At 61.3% G+C, this 17,259-nt stretch carries 16 protein-coding genes; 7 read left to right on the forward strand and 9 right to left on the reverse strand.

Translation table 11 applies throughout. The features are described 5' to 3' along the window. Positions 1 to 15: 15 nt before the first annotated feature. The 3 genes from mreD to mreB form a co-directional block, all read right to left on the reverse strand. Positions 16 to 504, reverse strand: a complete 489-nt coding sequence (gene mreD, locus BM300_RS24375) for a rod shape-determining protein MreD (RefSeq protein WP_003197820.1) — start codon at positions 502 to 504, stop codon at positions 16 to 18. Next, a complete protein-coding gene (gene mreC / locus BM300_RS24380; RefSeq protein ID WP_092149031.1) occupies positions 501 to 1,652 on the reverse strand; it encodes a rod shape-determining protein MreC in 1,152 nt (383 codons plus the stop codon). Before mreC ends, mreD begins: the two co-directional genes overlap by 4 nt. A gap of 142 nt (positions 1,653 to 1,794) precedes the next feature. Then, a complete protein-coding gene (gene mreB, locus BM300_RS24385; protein WP_002555108.1) occupies positions 1,795 to 2,832 on the reverse strand; it encodes a rod shape-determining protein MreB in 1,038 nt (345 codons plus the stop codon). Between the two features lie 372 nt (positions 2,833 to 3,204). Between mreB and gatC the strand changes: the two genes are divergently transcribed. The 6 genes from gatC (at position 3,205) to BM300_RS24415 (ending at position 8,467) form a co-directional block, all read left to right on the forward strand. Next, positions 3,205 to 3,492, forward strand: a complete 288-nt coding sequence (gatC, locus tag BM300_RS24390) for an Asp-tRNA(Asn)/Glu-tRNA(Gln) amidotransferase subunit GatC (RefSeq protein ID WP_003197816.1) — start codon at positions 3,205 to 3,207, stop codon at positions 3,490 to 3,492. A gap of 16 nt (positions 3,493 to 3,508) precedes the next feature. Next, positions 3,509 to 4,960, forward strand: coding sequence for an Asp-tRNA(Asn)/Glu-tRNA(Gln) amidotransferase subunit GatA (gatA, locus tag BM300_RS24395; RefSeq protein WP_063322926.1), 1,452 nt, complete (start codon positions 3,509 to 3,511; stop codon positions 4,958 to 4,960). Positions 4,961 to 4,970: 10 nt separating this feature from the next. Further along, positions 4,971 to 6,416: an Asp-tRNA(Asn)/Glu-tRNA(Gln) amidotransferase subunit GatB gene (gatB, locus tag BM300_RS24400; protein WP_063322927.1), complete on the forward strand. Its 1,446-nt coding sequence runs from the start codon at positions 4,971 to 4,973 to the stop codon at positions 6,414 to 6,416. A 185-nt stretch (positions 6,417 to 6,601) separates the two neighbouring features. Then, positions 6,602 to 6,979: a septal ring lytic transglycosylase RlpA family protein gene (locus BM300_RS24405; protein WP_092225335.1), complete on the forward strand. Its 378-nt coding sequence runs from the start codon at positions 6,602 to 6,604 to the stop codon at positions 6,977 to 6,979. A 49-nt stretch (positions 6,980 to 7,028) separates the two neighbouring features. Further along, positions 7,029 to 8,090, forward strand: coding sequence for a calcium/sodium antiporter (locus tag BM300_RS24410; protein WP_063322929.1), 1,062 nt, complete (start codon positions 7,029 to 7,031; stop codon positions 8,088 to 8,090). Next, positions 8,087 to 8,467, forward strand: coding sequence for a carboxymuconolactone decarboxylase family protein (locus BM300_RS24415; RefSeq protein ID WP_092149036.1), 381 nt, complete (start codon positions 8,087 to 8,089; stop codon positions 8,465 to 8,467). Before BM300_RS24410 ends, BM300_RS24415 begins: the two co-directional genes overlap by 4 nt. Before the next feature lie 188 nt (positions 8,468 to 8,655). Here the strand turns inward: BM300_RS24415 and BM300_RS24420 are convergent, their stop codons facing one another. The 6 genes from BM300_RS24420 to kdgD form a co-directional block, all read right to left on the reverse strand. Next, a complete protein-coding gene (locus BM300_RS24420; protein ID WP_063322931.1) occupies positions 8,656 to 9,618 on the reverse strand; it encodes a DUF4917 family protein in 963 nt (320 codons plus the stop codon). Between the two features lie 85 nt (positions 9,619 to 9,703). After that, positions 9,704 to 10,645: an AEC family transporter gene (locus BM300_RS24425; protein ID WP_092149038.1), complete on the reverse strand. Its 942-nt coding sequence runs from the start codon at positions 10,643 to 10,645 to the stop codon at positions 9,704 to 9,706. A gap of 195 nt (positions 10,646 to 10,840) precedes the next feature. Next, positions 10,841 to 12,394 carry a galactarate dehydratase gene (gene garD, locus BM300_RS24430; protein ID WP_092149040.1) on the reverse strand — a complete coding sequence of 518 codons (1,554 nt, stop codon included), beginning with the start codon at positions 12,392 to 12,394 and terminating at the stop codon, positions 10,841 to 10,843. 13 nt (positions 12,395 to 12,407) lie between these two features. Further along, entirely contained in the window at positions 12,408 to 13,772 is a 1,365-nt protein-coding gene (locus tag BM300_RS24435; RefSeq protein WP_072341209.1) for an MFS transporter, read from the reverse strand. Between the two features lie 85 nt (positions 13,773 to 13,857). Further along, the gene (locus tag BM300_RS24440) at positions 13,858 to 15,303 is read right to left on the reverse strand and encodes an aldehyde dehydrogenase family protein (RefSeq protein ID WP_092149042.1); all 1,446 of its coding nucleotides are present in this window, start codon (positions 15,301 to 15,303) and stop codon (positions 13,858 to 13,860) included. Between the two features lie 193 nt (positions 15,304 to 15,496). Next, positions 15,497 to 16,408: a 5-dehydro-4-deoxyglucarate dehydratase gene (gene kdgD / locus BM300_RS24445; RefSeq protein WP_063322936.1), complete on the reverse strand. Its 912-nt coding sequence runs from the start codon at positions 16,406 to 16,408 to the stop codon at positions 15,497 to 15,499. 369 nt (positions 16,409 to 16,777) lie between these two features. On the opposite strand from kdgD, the gene BM300_RS24450 reads away from it, so the two are divergent. Continuing rightward, entirely contained in the window at positions 16,778 to 17,134 is a 357-nt protein-coding gene (locus BM300_RS24450) for a hypothetical protein (protein ID WP_092348327.1), read from the forward strand. The last annotated feature ends 125 nt before the right edge of the window (positions 17,135 to 17,259 follow it).

Consider the following 17,259-nt stretch of genomic DNA (forward strand, 5'->3'; position numbering starts at 1 on the left):
GGTATCCTGACCGAATCAGTTGATTTTGAAACGCAGGCGCAGGCCACGCAAACCGAAGCTGACCCAGGGCCAGAGCAAGGCGCTGACCAGGGCTGGCAAGACCAGCGCCAGGGTCGGCTGGCGGTTGCCAGTCAGCGCGCTGAGCCACAACTGCACCAGTTGCGCCAGGCCGAAGATCACCAGGATCACCAGGCACTGCTGCCACATAGGGAACATCCGCAGGCGTTGTTGCAGCGACAGCACCAAGAAGGTGATCAACGTCAGGATCAGCGCGTTCTGCCCCAGCAACGTGCCATAAAGCACGTCCTCGGCCAGGCCCAGGCACCAGGCGGTGACCATGCCGACCTTGTGCGGCAAGGCCAGCGCCCAGAAGGCCAGCAACAGGGCCAGCCACAGTGGGCGCAGGATTTCCATGAACTGCGGCAGCGGCGAAACGCTGAGCAACAGGCCGATGGCGAAGGTCAGCCAGACCATCCAGCCGTTACCGGATTGGGTACTGCTCATTCTTCTCGTGCTCCCCTGGGGGCTGGCGCGGTGGCCGGCGTGGAGGCTGGCGGTTTGGCGGCGGGCCGGGCTGGTTGAGCAGGCTGCGCGGCGGGCGCGTGGGTGGCCGAGCGGGTCGGTTTCACAGCAGGCGCGGCGGGCGCGGTGACCGGGGTTGCCGCCGGCGCGGTGGCCGGAGCCGCCGTCGCGGGTGCTGGCACTGGTGGTTTTGGCACCGCGGCCGGGACAGGCGCCGGCGCTGCGGTCACTGGGGCGGCCGACTCGCCGCCCTGGCGGTCCTGGGCTTCCTGGGCCACGGCGGCATCGTTGGCACGTTCTTCGGGCGTGCGGTTGTCGCTGAATACCAGCAGCAGGTAGCGGCTGCGATTCAATGCCGCCGTCGGCACCGCGCGAACGATGGCAAACGGCTGGCCGGAGTCATGGATGACTTCCTTGACCGTCGCCACCGGATACCCGGCCGGGAAGCGCTGGCCGAGGCCGGAACTGACCAGCAGGTCGCCTTCCTTGATATCGGCGGTATCGGCCACATGCCGCAGCTCCAGGCGTTCCGGGTTACCGGTGCCGCTGGCGATCGCCCGCAGGCCGTTGCGGTTGACCTGCACCGGAATGCTGTGGGTGGTATCGGTCAGCAACAACACGCGGGACGTGTAGGGCATCAACTCCACCACCTGGCCCATCAGGCCACGGGCGTCGAGCACCGGCTGGCCGAGGACCACGCCGTCGCGCTCGCCCTTGTTGATGATGATACGGTGGGTGAAGGGGTTGGGGTCCATGCCGATCAACTCGGCCACTTCGACCTTCTCGTTGACCAGCGCCGAAGAATTGAGCAACTCGCGCAGCCGAACGTTCTGCTCGGTGAGGGCCGCCAGCTTCTGCATGCGCCCCTGCAACAGCAGGTTTTCGGTCTTGAGTTTTTCGTTTTCGGCGACCAGTTCGGTCCGGCTGCCAAACTGGCTGGCGACACCTTGCCACAGGCGCTGCGGCAGGTCGGTGATCCAGTAGGATTCCATCAACACCAGCGACATCTGGCTGCGTACAGGCTTGAGCAGCGTGAAGCGGGCATCGACCACCATCAGCGCGACCGATAGCACGGTCAGCACCAGCAGGCGCACACCCAATGAGGGGCCTTTGGCGAAAAGCGGTTTAATAGGCCGCTCCTCCCAGGCAAATGTTTTCTTTATTCATACGGCATCAAACCGGCCTGGATACGAATGACAGAAGATAAACGCCAACGGGCAGCACTGCAAAGTGCTGCCCGGGAGCGAACAACATAGACCACTTCAGCAAAACTTATTCGCTGGAGAGCAGGTCCATGGTGTGCTTGTCCATCATTTCCAATGCTCGGCCACCGCCGCGGGCAACGCAGGTCAACGGGTCTTCGGCAACGATCACCGGCAGGCCGGTTTCCTGGGCCAACAACTTGTCAAGGTCACGCAACAGTGCGCCACCACCGGTCAGCACCAGGCCGCGCTCGGCGATGTCCGACGCCAGCTCCGGCGGCGACTGCTCCAGGGCGCTCTTGACCGCCTGGACGATGGTCGCCAGCGACTCTTGCAGCGCTTCGAGCACTTCGTTGGAGTTGAGGGTGAAGGCCCGTGGAACGCCTTCAGCCAGGTTGCGACCACGCACGTCGACTTCACGCACTTCACCGCCCGGGTAGGCCGTGCCGATTTCCTGCTTGATGCGCTCGGCGGTGGATTCGCCGATCAGGCTGCCGTAGTTGCGACGCACATAAGTGATGATCGCTTCGTCGAAACGGTCGCCGCCCACACGTACGGATTCGGCGTAGACCACACCATTGAGGGAGATCAGCGCGATTTCAGTGGTACCCCCACCGATGTCGACGACCATCGAGCCGCGGGCTTCTTCCACCGGCAGGCCGGCACCGATGGCAGCGGCCATTGGCTCTTCGATCAGGAACACTTCACGGGCACCGGCGCCGAGAGCCGATTCACGGATAGCGCGTCGCTCTACCTGGGTGGACTTGCATGGAACGCAGATCAGCACACGAGGGCTGGGCTGCAGGAAGCTGTTTTCGTGAACCTTGTTGATGAAGTACTGCAGCATCTTTTCGCAGACGCTGAAGTCGGCGATCACGCCATCCTTCATTGGGCGAATGGCCGCGATGTTGCCCGGTGTACGGCCCAGCATGCGCTTGGCTTCCGTACCGACAGCCACGACACTTTTCTGGTTACCGTGGGTGCGGATGGCCACGACCGAGGGTTCATTCAGGACGATACCGCGCTCGCGCACGTAAATAAGGGTGTTGGCAGTGCCCAGGTCAATGGAAAGATCGCTGGAAAACATGCCACGCAGTTTCTTGAACATGGGAAAGGGACCCTAGGCAACGCGTGGGTAAAAAAGTGCGGCAAACTCTAACAACGACAGGGATTTTGGGCAAGGCGCCAATATGTTAAATTGGCCGCTTTTCTGTGCACCAAACCCCACAATCGCGGCCAGTGCCCTGTGTCATAAGTGCGCTCCTTCTTTGACGAGTGGCTATTGTCGTCAGGCAAGGCGCCGCGACGAGTCATAGCCTGCTATGGCGAGAAGCGGCAACGCAGCATGACGGCAATAGACGCCGTCAAAAAGGAACAGCACTTGTGATACAGGGCACTAGGGCCGTAGAAATGCGGTAGTGTTCCGACAATCTAACACACGGACAGACTGCGTCCGTTTTGTTTTCCACTGGAGAATCCCATGGCGCTTGAACGCTCCGACGTGGAAAAAATCGCTCATCTGGCCTGTCTGGGCCTCAATGAAGCCGATCTTCCACACATCACTTCTGCCCTGAACAGCATTCTGGGGCTGGTCGACGAGATGCAGGCGGTCAATACCGACGGCATCGAACCACTGGCACACCCACTGGAAGCCAGCCAGCGCCTGCGCGCCGACGTCGTGACCGAGTCCAATCACCGCGAGGCCTACCAGTCCATCGCACCAGCGGTCGAAAACGGCCTGTACCTGGTTCCGAAAGTCATCGACTAAAGGGAAAGAGCCTCTCATGCATCACATGACCCTGGCCGAGATCGCCCGCGGACTCGCCGATAAAAAGTTTTCTTCCGAAGAGCTGACCCAGGTCCTGCTGGCGCGCATCGCCCAGCTTGACCCGCAGCTCAACAGCTTCATCAGCCTCACCCAGGAGCTGGCCCTGAGCCAGGCCAGGGCCGCCGATGCCCGGCGCGCCAATGGTGAAACCGGTGCCCTGCTCGGTGCGCCGATTGCCCACAAGGACTTGTTCTGCACCCAGGGCATCCGCACCAGCTGCGGTTCGAAGATGCTCGACAACTTCAAAGCCCCGTACGATGCCACCGTGGTCGCCAAGCTGGCCGCCGCCGGCACCGTGACCCTGGGCAAGACCAACATGGACGAATTCGCCATGGGCTCGGCCAACGAGTCGAGCTACTACGGCGCCGTGAAGAACCCGTGGAACCTGGAACACGTACCGGGCGGTTCGTCCGGTGGTTCCGCCGCCGCCGTGGCCGCACGCCTGTTGCCGGCCGCCACCGCCACCGACACCGGCGGTTCGATTCGCCAACCAGCGGCGTTTACCAACCTCACCGGCCTGAAGCCGACCTACGGTCGCGTCTCGCGCTGGGGCATGATCGCCTACGCCTCCAGCCTCGACCAGGGCGGCCCGCTGGCCCGCACCGCCGAAGACTGCGCGATCCTGCTGCAAGGCATGGCCGGCTTCGACCCGAACGACTCCACCAGCATCGATGAGCCCGTGCCGGACTACAGCGCCAGCCTCAACGGTTCGCTGCAGGGCCTGCGCATCGGTGTGCCGAAGGAGTACTTCAGCGCCGGCCTCGACCCGCGCATCGCCGAGCTGGTCCATAACAGCGTCAAGGAGCTGGAGAAGCTCGGCGCGGTCATCAAGGAAATCAGCCTGCCGAACATGCAGCACGCGATTCCCGCGTACTACGTGATCGCCCCGGCGGAAGCGTCCTCGAACCTGTCACGCTTCGACGGCGTGCGCTTCGGCTATCGCTGCGAGAACCCGGAAAACCTGATCGACCTGTACAAGCGCTCCCGTGGCGAAGGCTTCGGTGCCGAAGTGCAGCGCCGGATCATGGTCGGCGCCTATGCGCTGTCCGCCGGCTACTACGACGCCTACTACCTCAAGGCGCAGAAAATCCGCCGCCTGGTGAAAAACGACTTCATGGCGGCCTTCAACGAGGTCGACATCATCCTCGGCCCGACCACGCCAAACCCGGCCTGGAAGCTCGGCGCCAAGAACAGCGACCCGGTCGCCGAGTACCTGGAAGACGTCTACACCATCACCGCCAACCTCGCCGGCTTGCCGGGCCTGTCCATGCCGGCCGGTTTCGTCGATGGCCTGCCGGTGGGCGTGCAGTTGCTCGCGCCGTATTTCCAGGAAGGCCGCCTGTTGAACGTTGCCCACCAGTATCAGTTGAACACTGACTGGCACACCCGCACCCCAACCGGCTTCTGAGGAGAAACACATGCAATGGGAAGTCGTGATCGGGCTGGAGATTCATACCCAGCTCACCACCCGGTCGAAAATCTTTTCCGGTAGCTCCACCACGTTCGGCTCCGAGCCCAACACCCAGGCCAGCCTGGTCGACCTGGGCATGCCCGGCGTGCTGCCGGTGCTCAACGCCGAAGCGGTGCGCATGGCGGTGATGTTCGGCCTGGCAATTGACGCCGAGATCGGCCAGCACAACGTGTTCGCCCGCAAGAACTACTTCTACCCGGACCTGCCCAAGGGCTACCAGATCAGCCAGATGGAACTGCCGATCGTTGGCAAGGGCCACCTGGACATCGCCCTGGAAGACGGCACGGTCAAGCGCGTCGGCATCACCCGGGCGCACCTGGAAGAAGACGCCGGCAAGAGCCTGCACGAAGAGTTCAACGGTGCCACCGGCATCGACCTGAACCGTGCCGGCACGCCACTGCTGGAAATCGTTTCCGAGCCGGACATGCGCAGCGCCAAGGAAGCCGTGGCCTACGTCAAGGCGATCCATGCGCTGGTGCGCTACCTGGGCATCTGCGATGGCAACATGGCCGAAGGCTCGCTGCGCTGCGACTGCAACGTGTCGATCCGGCCTAAAGGCCAGGTTGAGTTCGGCACGCGCTGCGAGATCAAGAACGTCAACTCGTTCCGCTTCATCGAGAAGGCGATCAACAGCGAGATCCAGCGCCAGATCGAACTGATCGAGGACGGTGGCAAGGTCATCCAGCAGACCCGCCTGTACGACCCGAACAAGGACGAGACCCGTCCGATGCGCAGTAAGGAAGAAGCCAACGACTACCGTTACTTCCCCGACCCGGACCTGCTGCCGGTGGTCATCGAGAACGCGTTCCTCGACGAGGTGCGCGCCACCCTGCCGGAACTGCCGCCGCAGAAACGCGAGCGCTTCCAGGCCCAGTTCGGGCTGTCGAGCTATGACGCCAACGTCCTGGCCACCAGCCGCGAACAGGCCGATTATTTCGAGAAAGTCGTGAGCATCGGTGGCGACGCCAAGCTGGCGGCCAACTGGGTGATGGTGGAATTGGGCAGCCTGTTGAACAAGCAGGGCCTGGAAATCGACCAGTCGCCGGTCTCGGCCGAGCAACTGGGCGGCATGCTGCTGCGGATCAAGGACAACACCATTTCCGGCAAGATCGCCAAGATGGTGTTCGAAGCCATGGCCAATGGCGAGGGCAGCGCCGACGAGATCATCGAGAAGCGCGGCCTGAAGCAGGTCACCGATACCGGCGCCATTTCCGCCGTGCTCGATGAAATGCTCGCGGCCAACGCCGAGCAGGTCGAACAGTACCGCGCGGCAGACGAAGCCAAGCGCGGCAAGATGTTCGGCTTCTTCGTCGGCCAAGCCATGAAAGCCTCCAAGGGCAAGGCCAACCCGCAACAGGTCAACGAACTGCTCAAAAGCAAGCTTGAGGGCTGATGGACATGGAGCCAGTACCTGTATCTGGCTCATTCCCCTGTGGCGAGGGAGCTTGCTCCCGCTGGGCTGCGCAGCAGCCCCCCGTATCCGGCAGTAGATTGTTGGGGGCCGCTTCGCAGCCCAGCGGGAGCAAGCTCCCTCGCCACAATGATCCTCACAACCACACTGATGTGGGAAACCCTTTGATGAAGCGTCTCCTCGGCGCCTGCGCCCTGCTGTCCCTGCTGGCCGGTTGCGCCAGCCAGAGCGGGACGGTCGATCCTCACGGCTACGACCAGACCGGCGTCGCCTCCTATTACGGTGCAAAACACCACGGCAAACGCACCGCCAGCGGCGAGCGTTTCAACCAGAACGGCCTGACCGCCGCCCATCGCCAGTTGCCGTTCGGCACCCGGGTGAAAATCACCAATCTGAAAAATAACGACAGCGTCGTGGTCCGTATCAACGACCGCGGTCCGTATACTCGAGGCCGTCTGATCGACGTATCCCGCGCAGCAGCCGAGCAACTGGGCATGCTACGCAGCGGCACCGCACGGGTACGCGTGCAAGCCCTCGACGATTGATAGACGGAGCCCGGCCATTTCCCTGATTACCGCCCTACCGCTGCTCAGCCTGATCGAATTGCTCGGTGGCCTGTTGTTGCTGATCAGCGGCGCCGAGCTGCTGGTGCGGGCTGCAATAGGCCTGGCGGTTCGCTTGCAAGTGCGGCCGCTGATCATCGGCCTGACCGTCGTCGCCTTCGGCAGCAGCGCGCCGCAAATGGCCGTCAGCCTGCAGGCGACTATGGCGCAGAACGCCGACATCGCTGTGGGCAGCGTGATCGGCAGCAGCATCTTCAACATCCTCGTCACCCTCGGGTTGTCGGCGCTGATCATTCCGTTGCGCGTCTCGCGCCAATTGGTGCGCCTGGACATCCCATTGATGATCGGTGCCAGCCTGCTGGTGTTCGTGTTGGCCTGGAATGAGGAACTGACGCAACTGGACGGTGTGCTGCTGCTGATGGCCCTGGCGGTGTACCTGGGCCTGTTGCTGCGCCAATCGCGACACTCAGGACGACCGCACCCCGTGGGTGTCGATGTGGCGCAAGGGGCGTGGCCCAAGAGCCTGGCGATGATCGTGCTGGGCCTGGCAATGCTGATTTTCGCCGGCCACCTGCTGCTGGGCGCAGCGGTGGAAGTGGCGATGGACCTGGGGCTTTCGGAGCGCATCATCGGCCTGACCATCGTCGCCGTCAGCACCTCGCTGCCGGAACTCGCCACCTCGTTGATCGCCGCCCTGCGCGGCCAACGGGACATTGCGGTGGGTAACGTCATCGGCAGCAACCTGTTCAACCTGCTCGGGGTATTGGGGATAACCGCCCTCGCCGCTCCCACGCCACTGTCGGTCTCACCGAACGCCCTGGATTTCGACCTGCCGGTGATGCTCGGCGTGGCGGTGTTGTGCCTGCCGGTGTTCTATTCCGGCTACCGCGTCACTCGCGCCGAAGGCCTGCTGTTTTTGGGCTTGTACCTGGCCTATGGGCTGCACGTGGTGTCGTTCACCACCGGCATGCCCCTGGCCGGCCAACTGGAACGGCTGATGCTGTTCTATGTGCTGCCGGCCCTGCTCGCATTTTTGCTGTTCACCTCCCTGCGCGCCTGGCGCCGCCAACACCACAAGAGGGATTTGCCATGACCGACACTCCAAAGACCGGCCTGGACATGCGTCGCCAGGTCATGGGCGACGCATTCGTCGACCGCGCCCTGGGCAACGCCACCGAGTTCACGCAGCCATTGCAGGACTTCGTCAACGAACATGCCTGGGGCAGCGTCTGGCGCCGCGAAGGCCTGCCGCTGAAGACCCGCAGCCTGATCACCCTGGCCGCCCTCACCGCCCTCAAGTGCCCTCAGGAACTCAAAGGCCATGTGCGTGGCGCGCTGAACAACGGTTGTACGGTGGAAGAGATTCGCGAGGCGTTGCTGCATTGTGCGGTGTATGCGGGCGTGCCGGCGGCGATCGATGCGTTTCGGGCGGCGCAGGAAGTGATCGATACTTATCAGAAGCCCGAGTAAAGGCCTGAGCCTTGCGGTAGCAGGTCAGGCGTCTTCGCGAGCAAGCCCGCTCCCACAGCCGGGTGCACATGAGTTCTGTGTCTGCTGAAAATCCAATGAGGGAGCGGGCTTGCTCCCTCATTAAACACGCACGGCCAATGATAATGTGGAGGCGGACCTGTTCGCGAATGGGTCCTGAGGCCCGGCCGTTAGCCCCAGATCCGAGCGCTCTCAGCCTGGAAGAATTCCACCCGGTGCGCTCCCAGGTAAGCTTGAGCGCGCCCCTTCAGCAAGACATTGTCTTCACTGTCCTTATCGCCGTAGACACTCACAAAAACCTTGCTTACCGAGCTCTGTTTTATCTGATCGAAGATGTGTCGGTCATTGTCATCGAACGAATGCCCATAGATAAACAACACCCCTTGCAACCGGCCCAATCGTTCAAAACAATAACTGAGATAGGGGTTGTGCTGAATTCTGACCTTCTTTCGCTCATGTGTAGGTTCTGAGACAAAGGTGGGGAACTTCCTGTTTTCCATGTTCCATTTCACTTGCTCAATGATCGACTCGCCCTGATCCGAACACGCGTGCTTTCTGATACCGCCCTGGGTGTCGTAGATGTGCAGCCCGCCATGGAGGAAATGAACATTCTGGGTTTCAGGGCCCTCCCACGGCCCGCCTCGAAACCCATCGTCCGTGTAATATTCCGGCTCGAGACCAAACTGGTTTCTCGCCCAATAAAACAACAAGTCATAATTGAGCGTGAACACATTGCTGAAGGGCTTGAGAAATTTCCTCACCGAAACATATTGCTCATCCGTCACTTCACGAGGCAATTCCGGGTGGGTGGCCGATATCACCTCAATCAGAGCGTTTTTGACGGCTTCCTGATCGGCCTTGATCTCTTCAATCAGATCCGGGTCGGCATTGTAGATCCTGAGGATATCTTCCGCGGCAATCAGCCGTTTCATGACTTTCTCAAAATCATATGTTTTGAACGTATCGAAGATACGTCGGATCACCCGATGCCTTTCGCCGAAGTGCGCGCTGGAAAACAGACTCTTGTAACTGAAAACATCTTTGTTCCAGGCTTGAGAAAACCCATTTGCCAACAAAATGGAACGCTTGCCGCTGTAATCGACGAAGGAAAAAGCCTCTTCGAAAGTGATCATATAGTCTTCCTTGTGTCGGTCTGATTAACTCCCAACACAATGATACCAATGAGCCACCACTCTTAACCATCCAGAAGATCGTGGGCTAGATCCACCCACCCCACTGCAACACAAAAATCCCCACGTTGGTGGTAATCGCCGCCATCAGCGTGGTGATGACGATGATCGCCGCCGCCAGTTCATGATTGCCATCGGCCGCCCGGGCCATGACGTAACTGGCGGCGGCGGTGGGGCTGCCGAAGTACAGGAACAGGATGCCCAATTCCGCCCCGCGAAAACCCCAGAGCCAGGCCCCGAGGGTGGTCAGCAGCGGCAGGCCGACCATTTTCACCAGGCTCGAACTCAGGGCCATCTTGCCGCTCTTGCGCAACGCCGCCAGCGACAGCGTGCCGCCGATGCAGATCAGCGCCAGGGGCAAGGTCATTTGCGACAGGTATTTGGCCGAGGTCTCGAACCAGTTCGGCAGGCCGATGTGCCAATAAGCGAACGGTGCAGCGACGATCACGCTGATGATCAGCGGGTTGCTGATCACGCTTTTGCAGATGCTCCACGGATCGGACTTGATCACCGGGCTATAGACCGCCAGCACGATGGTCGACAAGGTGTTGTAGAACAGGATCACCAACGCCGCGAGGATCGCCCCCAGGGAAATCCCGTAGTCGCCGTACATGCTCGCCGCCAACGCCAAGCCAATCACGCCGTTGTTGCCGCGAAACGCACCCTGGGTATAGATGCCGCGATCCTCCCGCGGGCAACGCCAGATCGCCCAGCCCCAGGCCATGGCGAAACTTGCCAGGGTAGCGACGGAGAAATAGATCAGCAGGTCGGGCTGCAACGCCGCATGCAGGTCGGCATGGAGGATGCCGAGGAACAACAGCGCCGGCATGGTGACGTTGAACACCAGGGACGAGGCGATGTGGATGAAGTTATCGTTGATCCAGTTGATGCGCTTGAGCAACACCCCCAAAAACAGCATGGCAAACACCGGCGCGGTGATGTTCAGGGTTTCGAGGAAAATTGCCAGCATGCCGGGACCTTGAGAGGGGTGTCGTTAGGTGGCTAATGATAAGCCACTCACGGCACTGGCGTCTGGTGAACTGATCGTTCCCACGCTCTGCGTGGGAATGCAGCCAAAGACGCTCCGCGTCCCAAGATCCGAACGCGGAGCGTCCGCAGAGGCATTCCCCCGCGGAGCGTGGGAACGATCAACGACAACACTAGGTCAAGTAATCGGCGCCGGGTTGAACAACGTGATGTCGTTGTGCAACTTGTGCCGCTCGGCCCAGGTTTGCTTCTTGCCGCTGGCCACGTCCAGGTAGTAGTGGAACAGCTCCCAACCCAGTTCCTCGATGGTCGCGCGTCCAGTGGCGATGCGACCGGCATCGATGTCGATCAGGTCCGGCCAGCGCTGGGCCAGTTCGGTGCGGGTCGAGACTTTCACTACCGGGGCCATCGCCAAGCCGTACGGCGTGCCTCGGCCGGTGGTGAACACGTGCAGGTTCATCCCCGCCGCCAGTTGCAACGTGCCGCAGACAAAATCGCTGGCCGGTGTGGCGCAGAAGATCAGGCCCTTTTGCTTGAAGCGTTCGCCCGGGCCGAGCACGCCGTTGATCGCGCTGCTGCCAGACTTGACGATCGAGCCCAGGGATTTTTCGACGATGTTCGACAGCCCGCCCTTCTTGTTGCCTGGCGTGGTGTTGGCACTGCGATCGGCTTCGCCCTTGGCCAGGTAACGGTCGTACCAGTCCATTTCCCGCACCAGCTCCTGGGCGACTTCCTGGGTTTGCGCCCGGGAGGTCAGCAGGTAGATCGCATCGCGCACTTCGGTGACTTCGGAAAACATCACCGTCGCCCCCGCCCGCAGCAGCAGGTCCGAGGCGTAGCCGAGCGCCGGGTTGGCGGTGATGCCGGAAAACGCATCGCTGCCACCGCACTGCATGCCCAGGATCAGCTCCGACGCCGGCACGGTTTCGCGGCGGCGCTGGTCGAGTTTCTTCAGGCGGGTTTCGGCCAGCTCCATGATCTGCTCGATCATTTCGGTGAAACCGTGACTGGAATCTTGCAAGCGATACAACCACGGCTCGCTGAGGTCCACTGAACTGTCGTTTTCGTGCATCACCTGCCCGGCCTGCAATTTCTCGCAGCCCAGGCTGATCACCAGCGCTTCGCCACCCAGGTTCGGGTTGCGCGCCAGGTTGCGCACGGTGCGGATCGGGATGTACGCATCGGTGGCGGTGATCGCCACGCCACAGCCGTAACTGTGGGTCAGCGCCACCACGTCGTCGACGTTCGGGTACTTGGGCAGCAATTCGTCCTTGATGCGCTTGACCGCGTGGTCCAGCACCCCGGTCACGCACTGCACCGTGGTGGTGATGCCCAGGATATTGCGCGTACCGACAGTGCCGTCGGCGTTGCGGTAGCCCTCGAAGGTGTAGCCCTCCAACGGCGCATCGGCCACCGGCACATCGGTGGACAGCGGCAAGCTGTCCAGCGGCGGCGCGGTGGGCATGCGCAACTGGTCTTCCTTGACCCAACTGCCACAGGGAATCGGTTGCAGCGCGTAGCCAATGACCTGGCCGTAGCGAATCACCTCGCCCCCCTGGGGAATATCTTCCAGGGTGACCTTATGGCTCTGGGGGACAAAGTCCACGGTAACCAGGCCGTCCGGGAACTCGGTCCCGGCCGGTACGCCTTGGTCATTGACGACGATCACCACGTTGTCCCGCTCGTGCAGGCGGATGTAACGCGGCGAGTCGGCATGTTCAATCAGTTGCATTGACGCCGCTCCTTCAGGATTTCGCTTCAGACAGGCTGGAGATGCCGGCATCCTTGGCCGTTGGTTCCTTGAGCACCACACGCTTGATCGGCCCAACGATGACCAGGTAGCTGAACACCGCCACCAGCGCGTTGCAACCGACGAACACCAGTGCCCACTTGAACGAACCGGTGGCGCTGATGATGTAGCCGATGACGATCGGGGTGGTGATCGACGCCAGGTTACCAAAGGTGTTGAACAGGCCACCGCTCAGGCCGGCGATCTGTTTTGGCGAGGTATCAGACACCACGGCCCAGCCCAGTGCGCCCACGCCTTTACCGAAGAAAGCCAGGGCCATGAAGCCCACCACCATCCATTCGATATCAACGTAGTTGCAGGCCACGATGCTGCTGGACACCAGCAGACCCGCGATGATCGGCGCCTTGCGGGCGAAGGTCAGCGAATGGCCCTTGCGCAGCAGGTAATCGGAAATCACCCCGCCGAGCACACCGCCGATGAAACCGCAGATCGCCGGCAAGGACGCGATGAAACCGGCCTTGAGGATGGTCATGCCGCGTTCCTGCACCAGGTACACCGGGAACCAGGTCAGGAAGAAGTAAGTGATGCCGTTGATGCAGTATTGGCCCAGGTACACGCCGAGCATCATGCGGTTGGTCAGCAGTTGACGGATGTAATCCCACTTCGGACCGTCGGCTTTCTTTTCCTTGCCCTTGTCCTGGTCCATGTCGACCATCGCGCCGTTGGCGGCGATGTGATTGAACTCGGCTTCGTTGATCATCGGGTGCTGGCGCGGGCTGTAGATCACTTTCAGCCAGATCAGCGAGAACACGATACCGATCACGCCCATCACGATGAACACGTGCTGCCAGCCGAAACGGTAGACGATCCAGCCCATCAGCGGTGCGAACAACACGGTGGCGAAGTACTGCGCCGAGTTGAAGATCGCCGAGGCGGTGCCGCGTTCTGCGGTGGGGAACCAGGCGGCGACGATCCGTGCATTGCCCGGGAAGGACGGTGCTTCGGCCAACCCCACCAGGAAGCGCAACATGAACAGCGCAACCACGGCCGTGGACATGCCGAATTCACCGACATAGCCTTGCAGCACGGTGAACAACGACCAGGTGAAAATGCTCAAGGCATAGATTTTTTTCGAGCCGAAACGGTCGAGCAGCCAGCCGCCAGGAATCTGCCCGGCCACGTAGGCCCAGCCGAAAGCGGAGAAGATATAACCGAGGGTAACGGCATCGATGCCGAGGTCTTTTTGCAGGCTGGAGCCTGCGATCGCGATGGTGGCACGGTCGGCATAGTTGATCGTCGTCACCAAAAACAGCATGAGCAGGATCAAATAGCGGACGTGTGTCGGCTTGGTCGCTTGCATGTAATCTTCTTCCACTATTTATTTTTATGCGGGAAATCAAATTGTGCGGTCGGCACCTGTGCCCGGCGCCGACCGGTGTTGCGTATTACGATCCGATGTAGGAGGTCTTCACCACGGTGTAGAACTCTTGCGCGTAGCGACCTTGCTCACGCGAACCATAGGACGAACCTTTGCGCCCGCCGAACGGCACGTGGTAATCCACGCCGGCAGTCGGCAGGTTGACCATCACCATGCCCGCCTGGGAATGGCGCTTGAAGTGGTTGGCATACTTCAGCGAGGTGGTGGCGATACCGGCCGACAAGCCGAACTCGGTGTCGTTGGCCATCGCCAGCGCCGCCTCGTAGTCGGCCACGCGCACGACGTTGGCCACCGGGCCGAAGATCTCTTCGCGGCTGATGCGCATCGAGGCTTCGCTGTCGGCGAACAGGGTCGGCGCGAGGAAGTAACCTTCGGTGTCGCACGTCACCAGGCCTCCACCGCTGACCAGCCGCGCACCTTCGCTCTGGCCGATGTCGATGTACTTCAAGTCCTGGTTGAGTTGGGCTTCGGAAACCACCGGGCCGATATCCGTGCCGGACTTCAAGGCATGACCGACCTTGATCGACTGCATGCGCTCGGCCATGGCCTCGACGAACTTGTCGTGAATGCCAGCGGTGACGATTAGGCGGCTCGAGGCCGTGCAACGCTGGCCGGTGGAGTAGAACGCGCTCTGCACCGCCAGTTCGACGGCCTGCTTGAGGTCGGCGTCGTCGAGGATGATCTGCGGGTTCTTGCCGCCCATTTCCAACTGGACCTTGGCCTGGCGCGACACGCAGTTGACCGCGATCTGCCGGCCTACACCGACGGAGCCGGTGAAGCTGATGCCGTCGACTTTCGGGCTGTTAACCAGAATGTCGCCGACCACACGGCCGCTGCCCATCACCAGGTTGAACGCACCGGCCGGGAAACCGGCGCGGGAAATGATCTCGGCCAAGGCCCAGGCACAGCCCGGCACCAATTCGGCGGGTTTGATCACCACGCAGTTGCCGTAGGCCAGGGCCGGGGCGATTTTCCACGCGGGAATGGCGATCGGGAAGTTCCAGGGGGTGATCAGGCCGACCACACCGAGGGCTTCACGGGTGACTTCGACGTTGACGCCCGGACGCACCGACGGCACGTAATCGCCGGACAGGCGCAGGCATTCACCGGCGAAGAATTTGAAAATGTTACCGGCGCGGGTCACTTCGCCGATGGCTTCGGGCAGGGTCTTGCCCTCTTCCCGGGCCAGCAATTGGCCGAGTTCTTCGCGGCGGGCGAGGATCTCGCTGCCGACTTTGTCCAGCGCATCGTGACGGGCCTGGATGCCTGAGGTCGACCAGGCCGGAAACGCGGCGCGGGCGGCTTCGATGGCGGCATTGACTTGCGCTGCGTCAGCCTTGGCGTATTCACCGATGACATCGGACAGGTCAGACGGGTTGATGTTGGTGCAATAGTCAGCACCGGCCACCCACTGACCGTTGATGTAGTTATCGAAACGCTTTGAATCTGCCACGGATGCTCCTCCTAACAAAAAGCCTGTCTAGTCCCAAGATCATTCCCACGCGCTGCGCGGGAACGCCTCAACGGACGCTCCGCGTTCGGCTTAAGGGACGCAGAGCGTCCCTGGCTGCATTCCCACGCAGAGCGTGGGAACGATCAAGCCTTACGCAAAAGCCGCTGATTGCTCAGCGGCCTTGTCGGGTCTGTTATTGCTTGCCTTGCTTGTCGATCAGCGCGGCCAGGGCTTCGTATTCTTCTGGCAGCAGATCGGTCAGCGGCGTACGCACAGGACCTGCGTCGTAGCCGACGATTTTCGCGCCGGCCTTGACGATGCTCACCGCGTAACCGGCCTTGCGGTTGCGGATGTCCAGGTAAGGCAGGAAGAAGTCGTCGATGATTTTGCCGACGGTCTCGTGATCGTCGCGGGCAATGGCGTGGTAGAAGTCCATCGCGGTTTTCGGAATGAAGTTGAATACCGCCGAGGAGTAGACCGGCACGCCCAGGGCCTTGTAGGCCGCGGCGTAGACTTCAGCGGTCGGCAGGCCGCCCAGGTAGCTGAAACGATCGCCGAGGCGACGACGGATCGACACCATCAGCTCGATATCACCCAGGCCATCCTTGTAACCGATCAGGTTCGGGCAGCGCTCGGCCAGGCGTTCCAGCTGAGTGGCGTTCAGGCGGCAAACGTTGCGGTTGTACACCACCACGCCGATTTTCACCGATTTGCACACGGCTTCAACGTGGGCGGCGACGCCGTCCTGGCTGGCTTCGGTCAGGTAGTGCGGCAGCAGCAACAGGCCCTTGGCACCCAGGCGCTCGGCTTCTTGAGCGTATTCGATGGCCTGGCGAGTGGCACCGCCAACACCGGCAAGAATTGGCACGCTGGTGGCGCAGGTATCGACGGCGGTCTTGATGACTTGCGAATACTCGCTGGCGGCCAGGGAGAAGAATTCACCGGTGCCGCCTGCTGCGAACAGCGCAGAAGCGCCGTACGGGGCCAGCCACTCGAGACGCTTGATGTAGCTGGCGCGATTGAAATCGCCTTGGGCAGTGAAATCGGTGACCGGGAACGACAGCAGGCCAGACGAGAGGATGGACTTCAGTTCTTGTGGATTCATTATTCGAACACCCTGGGACGCAAAATGTGTATGAAATGGTTAAGCTTCGGCCAGAAGTTGTAGGTCATCGTACAACTTAAAATACACACGTCAACTGCATTTCGTCTTTTGTCAGGTGTGAGGGCACGGGGAGCGCTCGCAAAGCCTTGTAAATCAGGCCATCTGGCGGAATTGGAAAGCCAATGAAACTTGCGGGCGAGTGCCCAGGACCACTCATCGCGACTGTCAACTCTGTCAGTAGGCGACGTTACGGGACGGAGGCATAACGGCAGTGGGGCCGTGCGACGCCCGGCCGTGGTCCTTTTCCGAAACCTTTAAAGTGAGTCGCCCGTACGCGACGATCAGGGCCGTCTCACAAGGAGTGACATCATGGCGAAGACGTATGCGAAACCAACGCTCAAGGATTTTCCAGCCACAGGGGAAGTCACGGTCAGCCTGTCAAAGACAAAGACGTTAACCGTGAAAATTCCGGATGCAGATTTCGACCGCTACTCGAACGCCCAACTGACTCTGGGCGTCGGCTCGACACATCCAACTTCGGTAGGCGCGTTTACATCTCTGACCGCCGGCGAGGAAGGTACGCCACGCAAGGGGGTGACAGTGACGCTAACCCATGCCGACTTGACAGCTTACGTCGGCCAATTGGTTGAGCTTCGTTACGTGGTGACTTACGAGAGCTGGGATCCCGATACATCCGAGCCGCAAATGTTGCGGATCAGTGCGTAGGATTGGCGCCTACGATTTGTCAGACAGGCAAACAGATCGAAAACCGGACACCGCTCTCTTTGCCGAGGGGGATGCTTCATGTGGCGAGGGAGCTTGCTCCCGCTGGGGCGCGCAGCGGCCCTGGA

This window comes from Pseudomonas sp. NFACC46-3 (genome assembly GCF_900114515.1).
GTDB lineage: Bacteria > Pseudomonadota > Gammaproteobacteria > Pseudomonadales > Pseudomonadaceae > Aquipseudomonas > Aquipseudomonas fluorescens_Q.

What these genes read in the sequence shown, in the direction of transcription:
- gatA (WP_063322926.1), top strand. Translation starts at nt 3,509, where the DNA reads ATGCATCACATGACCCTGGCCGAGATCGCCCGCGGACTCGCCGATAAA.
- mreD (WP_003197820.1), bottom strand. Translation starts at nt 504, where the DNA reads ATGAGCAGTACCCAATCCGGTAACGGCTGGATGGTCTGGCTGACCTTC.
- BM300_RS24450 (WP_092348327.1), top strand. Translation starts at nt 16,778, where the DNA reads ATGGCGAAGACGTATGCGAAACCAACGCTCAAGGATTTTCCAGCCACA.
- BM300_RS24415 (WP_092149036.1), top strand. Translation starts at nt 8,087, where the DNA reads ATGACCGACACTCCAAAGACCGGCCTGGACATGCGTCGCCAGGTCATG.
- BM300_RS24405 (WP_092225335.1), top strand. Translation starts at nt 6,602, where the DNA reads ATGAAGCGTCTCCTCGGCGCCTGCGCCCTGCTGTCCCTGCTGGCCGGT.
- BM300_RS24425 (WP_092149038.1), bottom strand. Translation starts at nt 10,645, where the DNA reads ATGCTGGCAATTTTCCTCGAAACCCTGAACATCACCGCGCCGGTGTTT.
- gatB (WP_063322927.1), top strand. Translation starts at nt 4,971, where the DNA reads ATGCAATGGGAAGTCGTGATCGGGCTGGAGATTCATACCCAGCTCACC.
- garD (WP_092149040.1), bottom strand. Translation starts at nt 12,394, where the DNA reads ATGCAACTGATTGAACATGCCGACTCGCCGCGTTACATCCGCCTGCAC.
- mreB (WP_002555108.1), bottom strand. Translation starts at nt 2,832, where the DNA reads ATGTTCAAGAAACTGCGTGGCATGTTTTCCAGCGATCTTTCCATTGAC.
- gatC (WP_003197816.1), top strand. Translation starts at nt 3,205, where the DNA reads ATGGCGCTTGAACGCTCCGACGTGGAAAAAATCGCTCATCTGGCCTGT.
- BM300_RS24420 (WP_063322931.1), bottom strand. Translation starts at nt 9,618, where the DNA reads ATGATCACTTTCGAAGAGGCTTTTTCCTTCGTCGATTACAGCGGCAAG.
- kdgD (WP_063322936.1), bottom strand. Translation starts at nt 16,408, where the DNA reads ATGAATCCACAAGAACTGAAGTCCATCCTCTCGTCTGGCCTGCTGTCG.
- BM300_RS24435 (WP_072341209.1), bottom strand. Translation starts at nt 13,772, where the DNA reads ATGCAAGCGACCAAGCCGACACACGTCCGCTATTTGATCCTGCTCATG.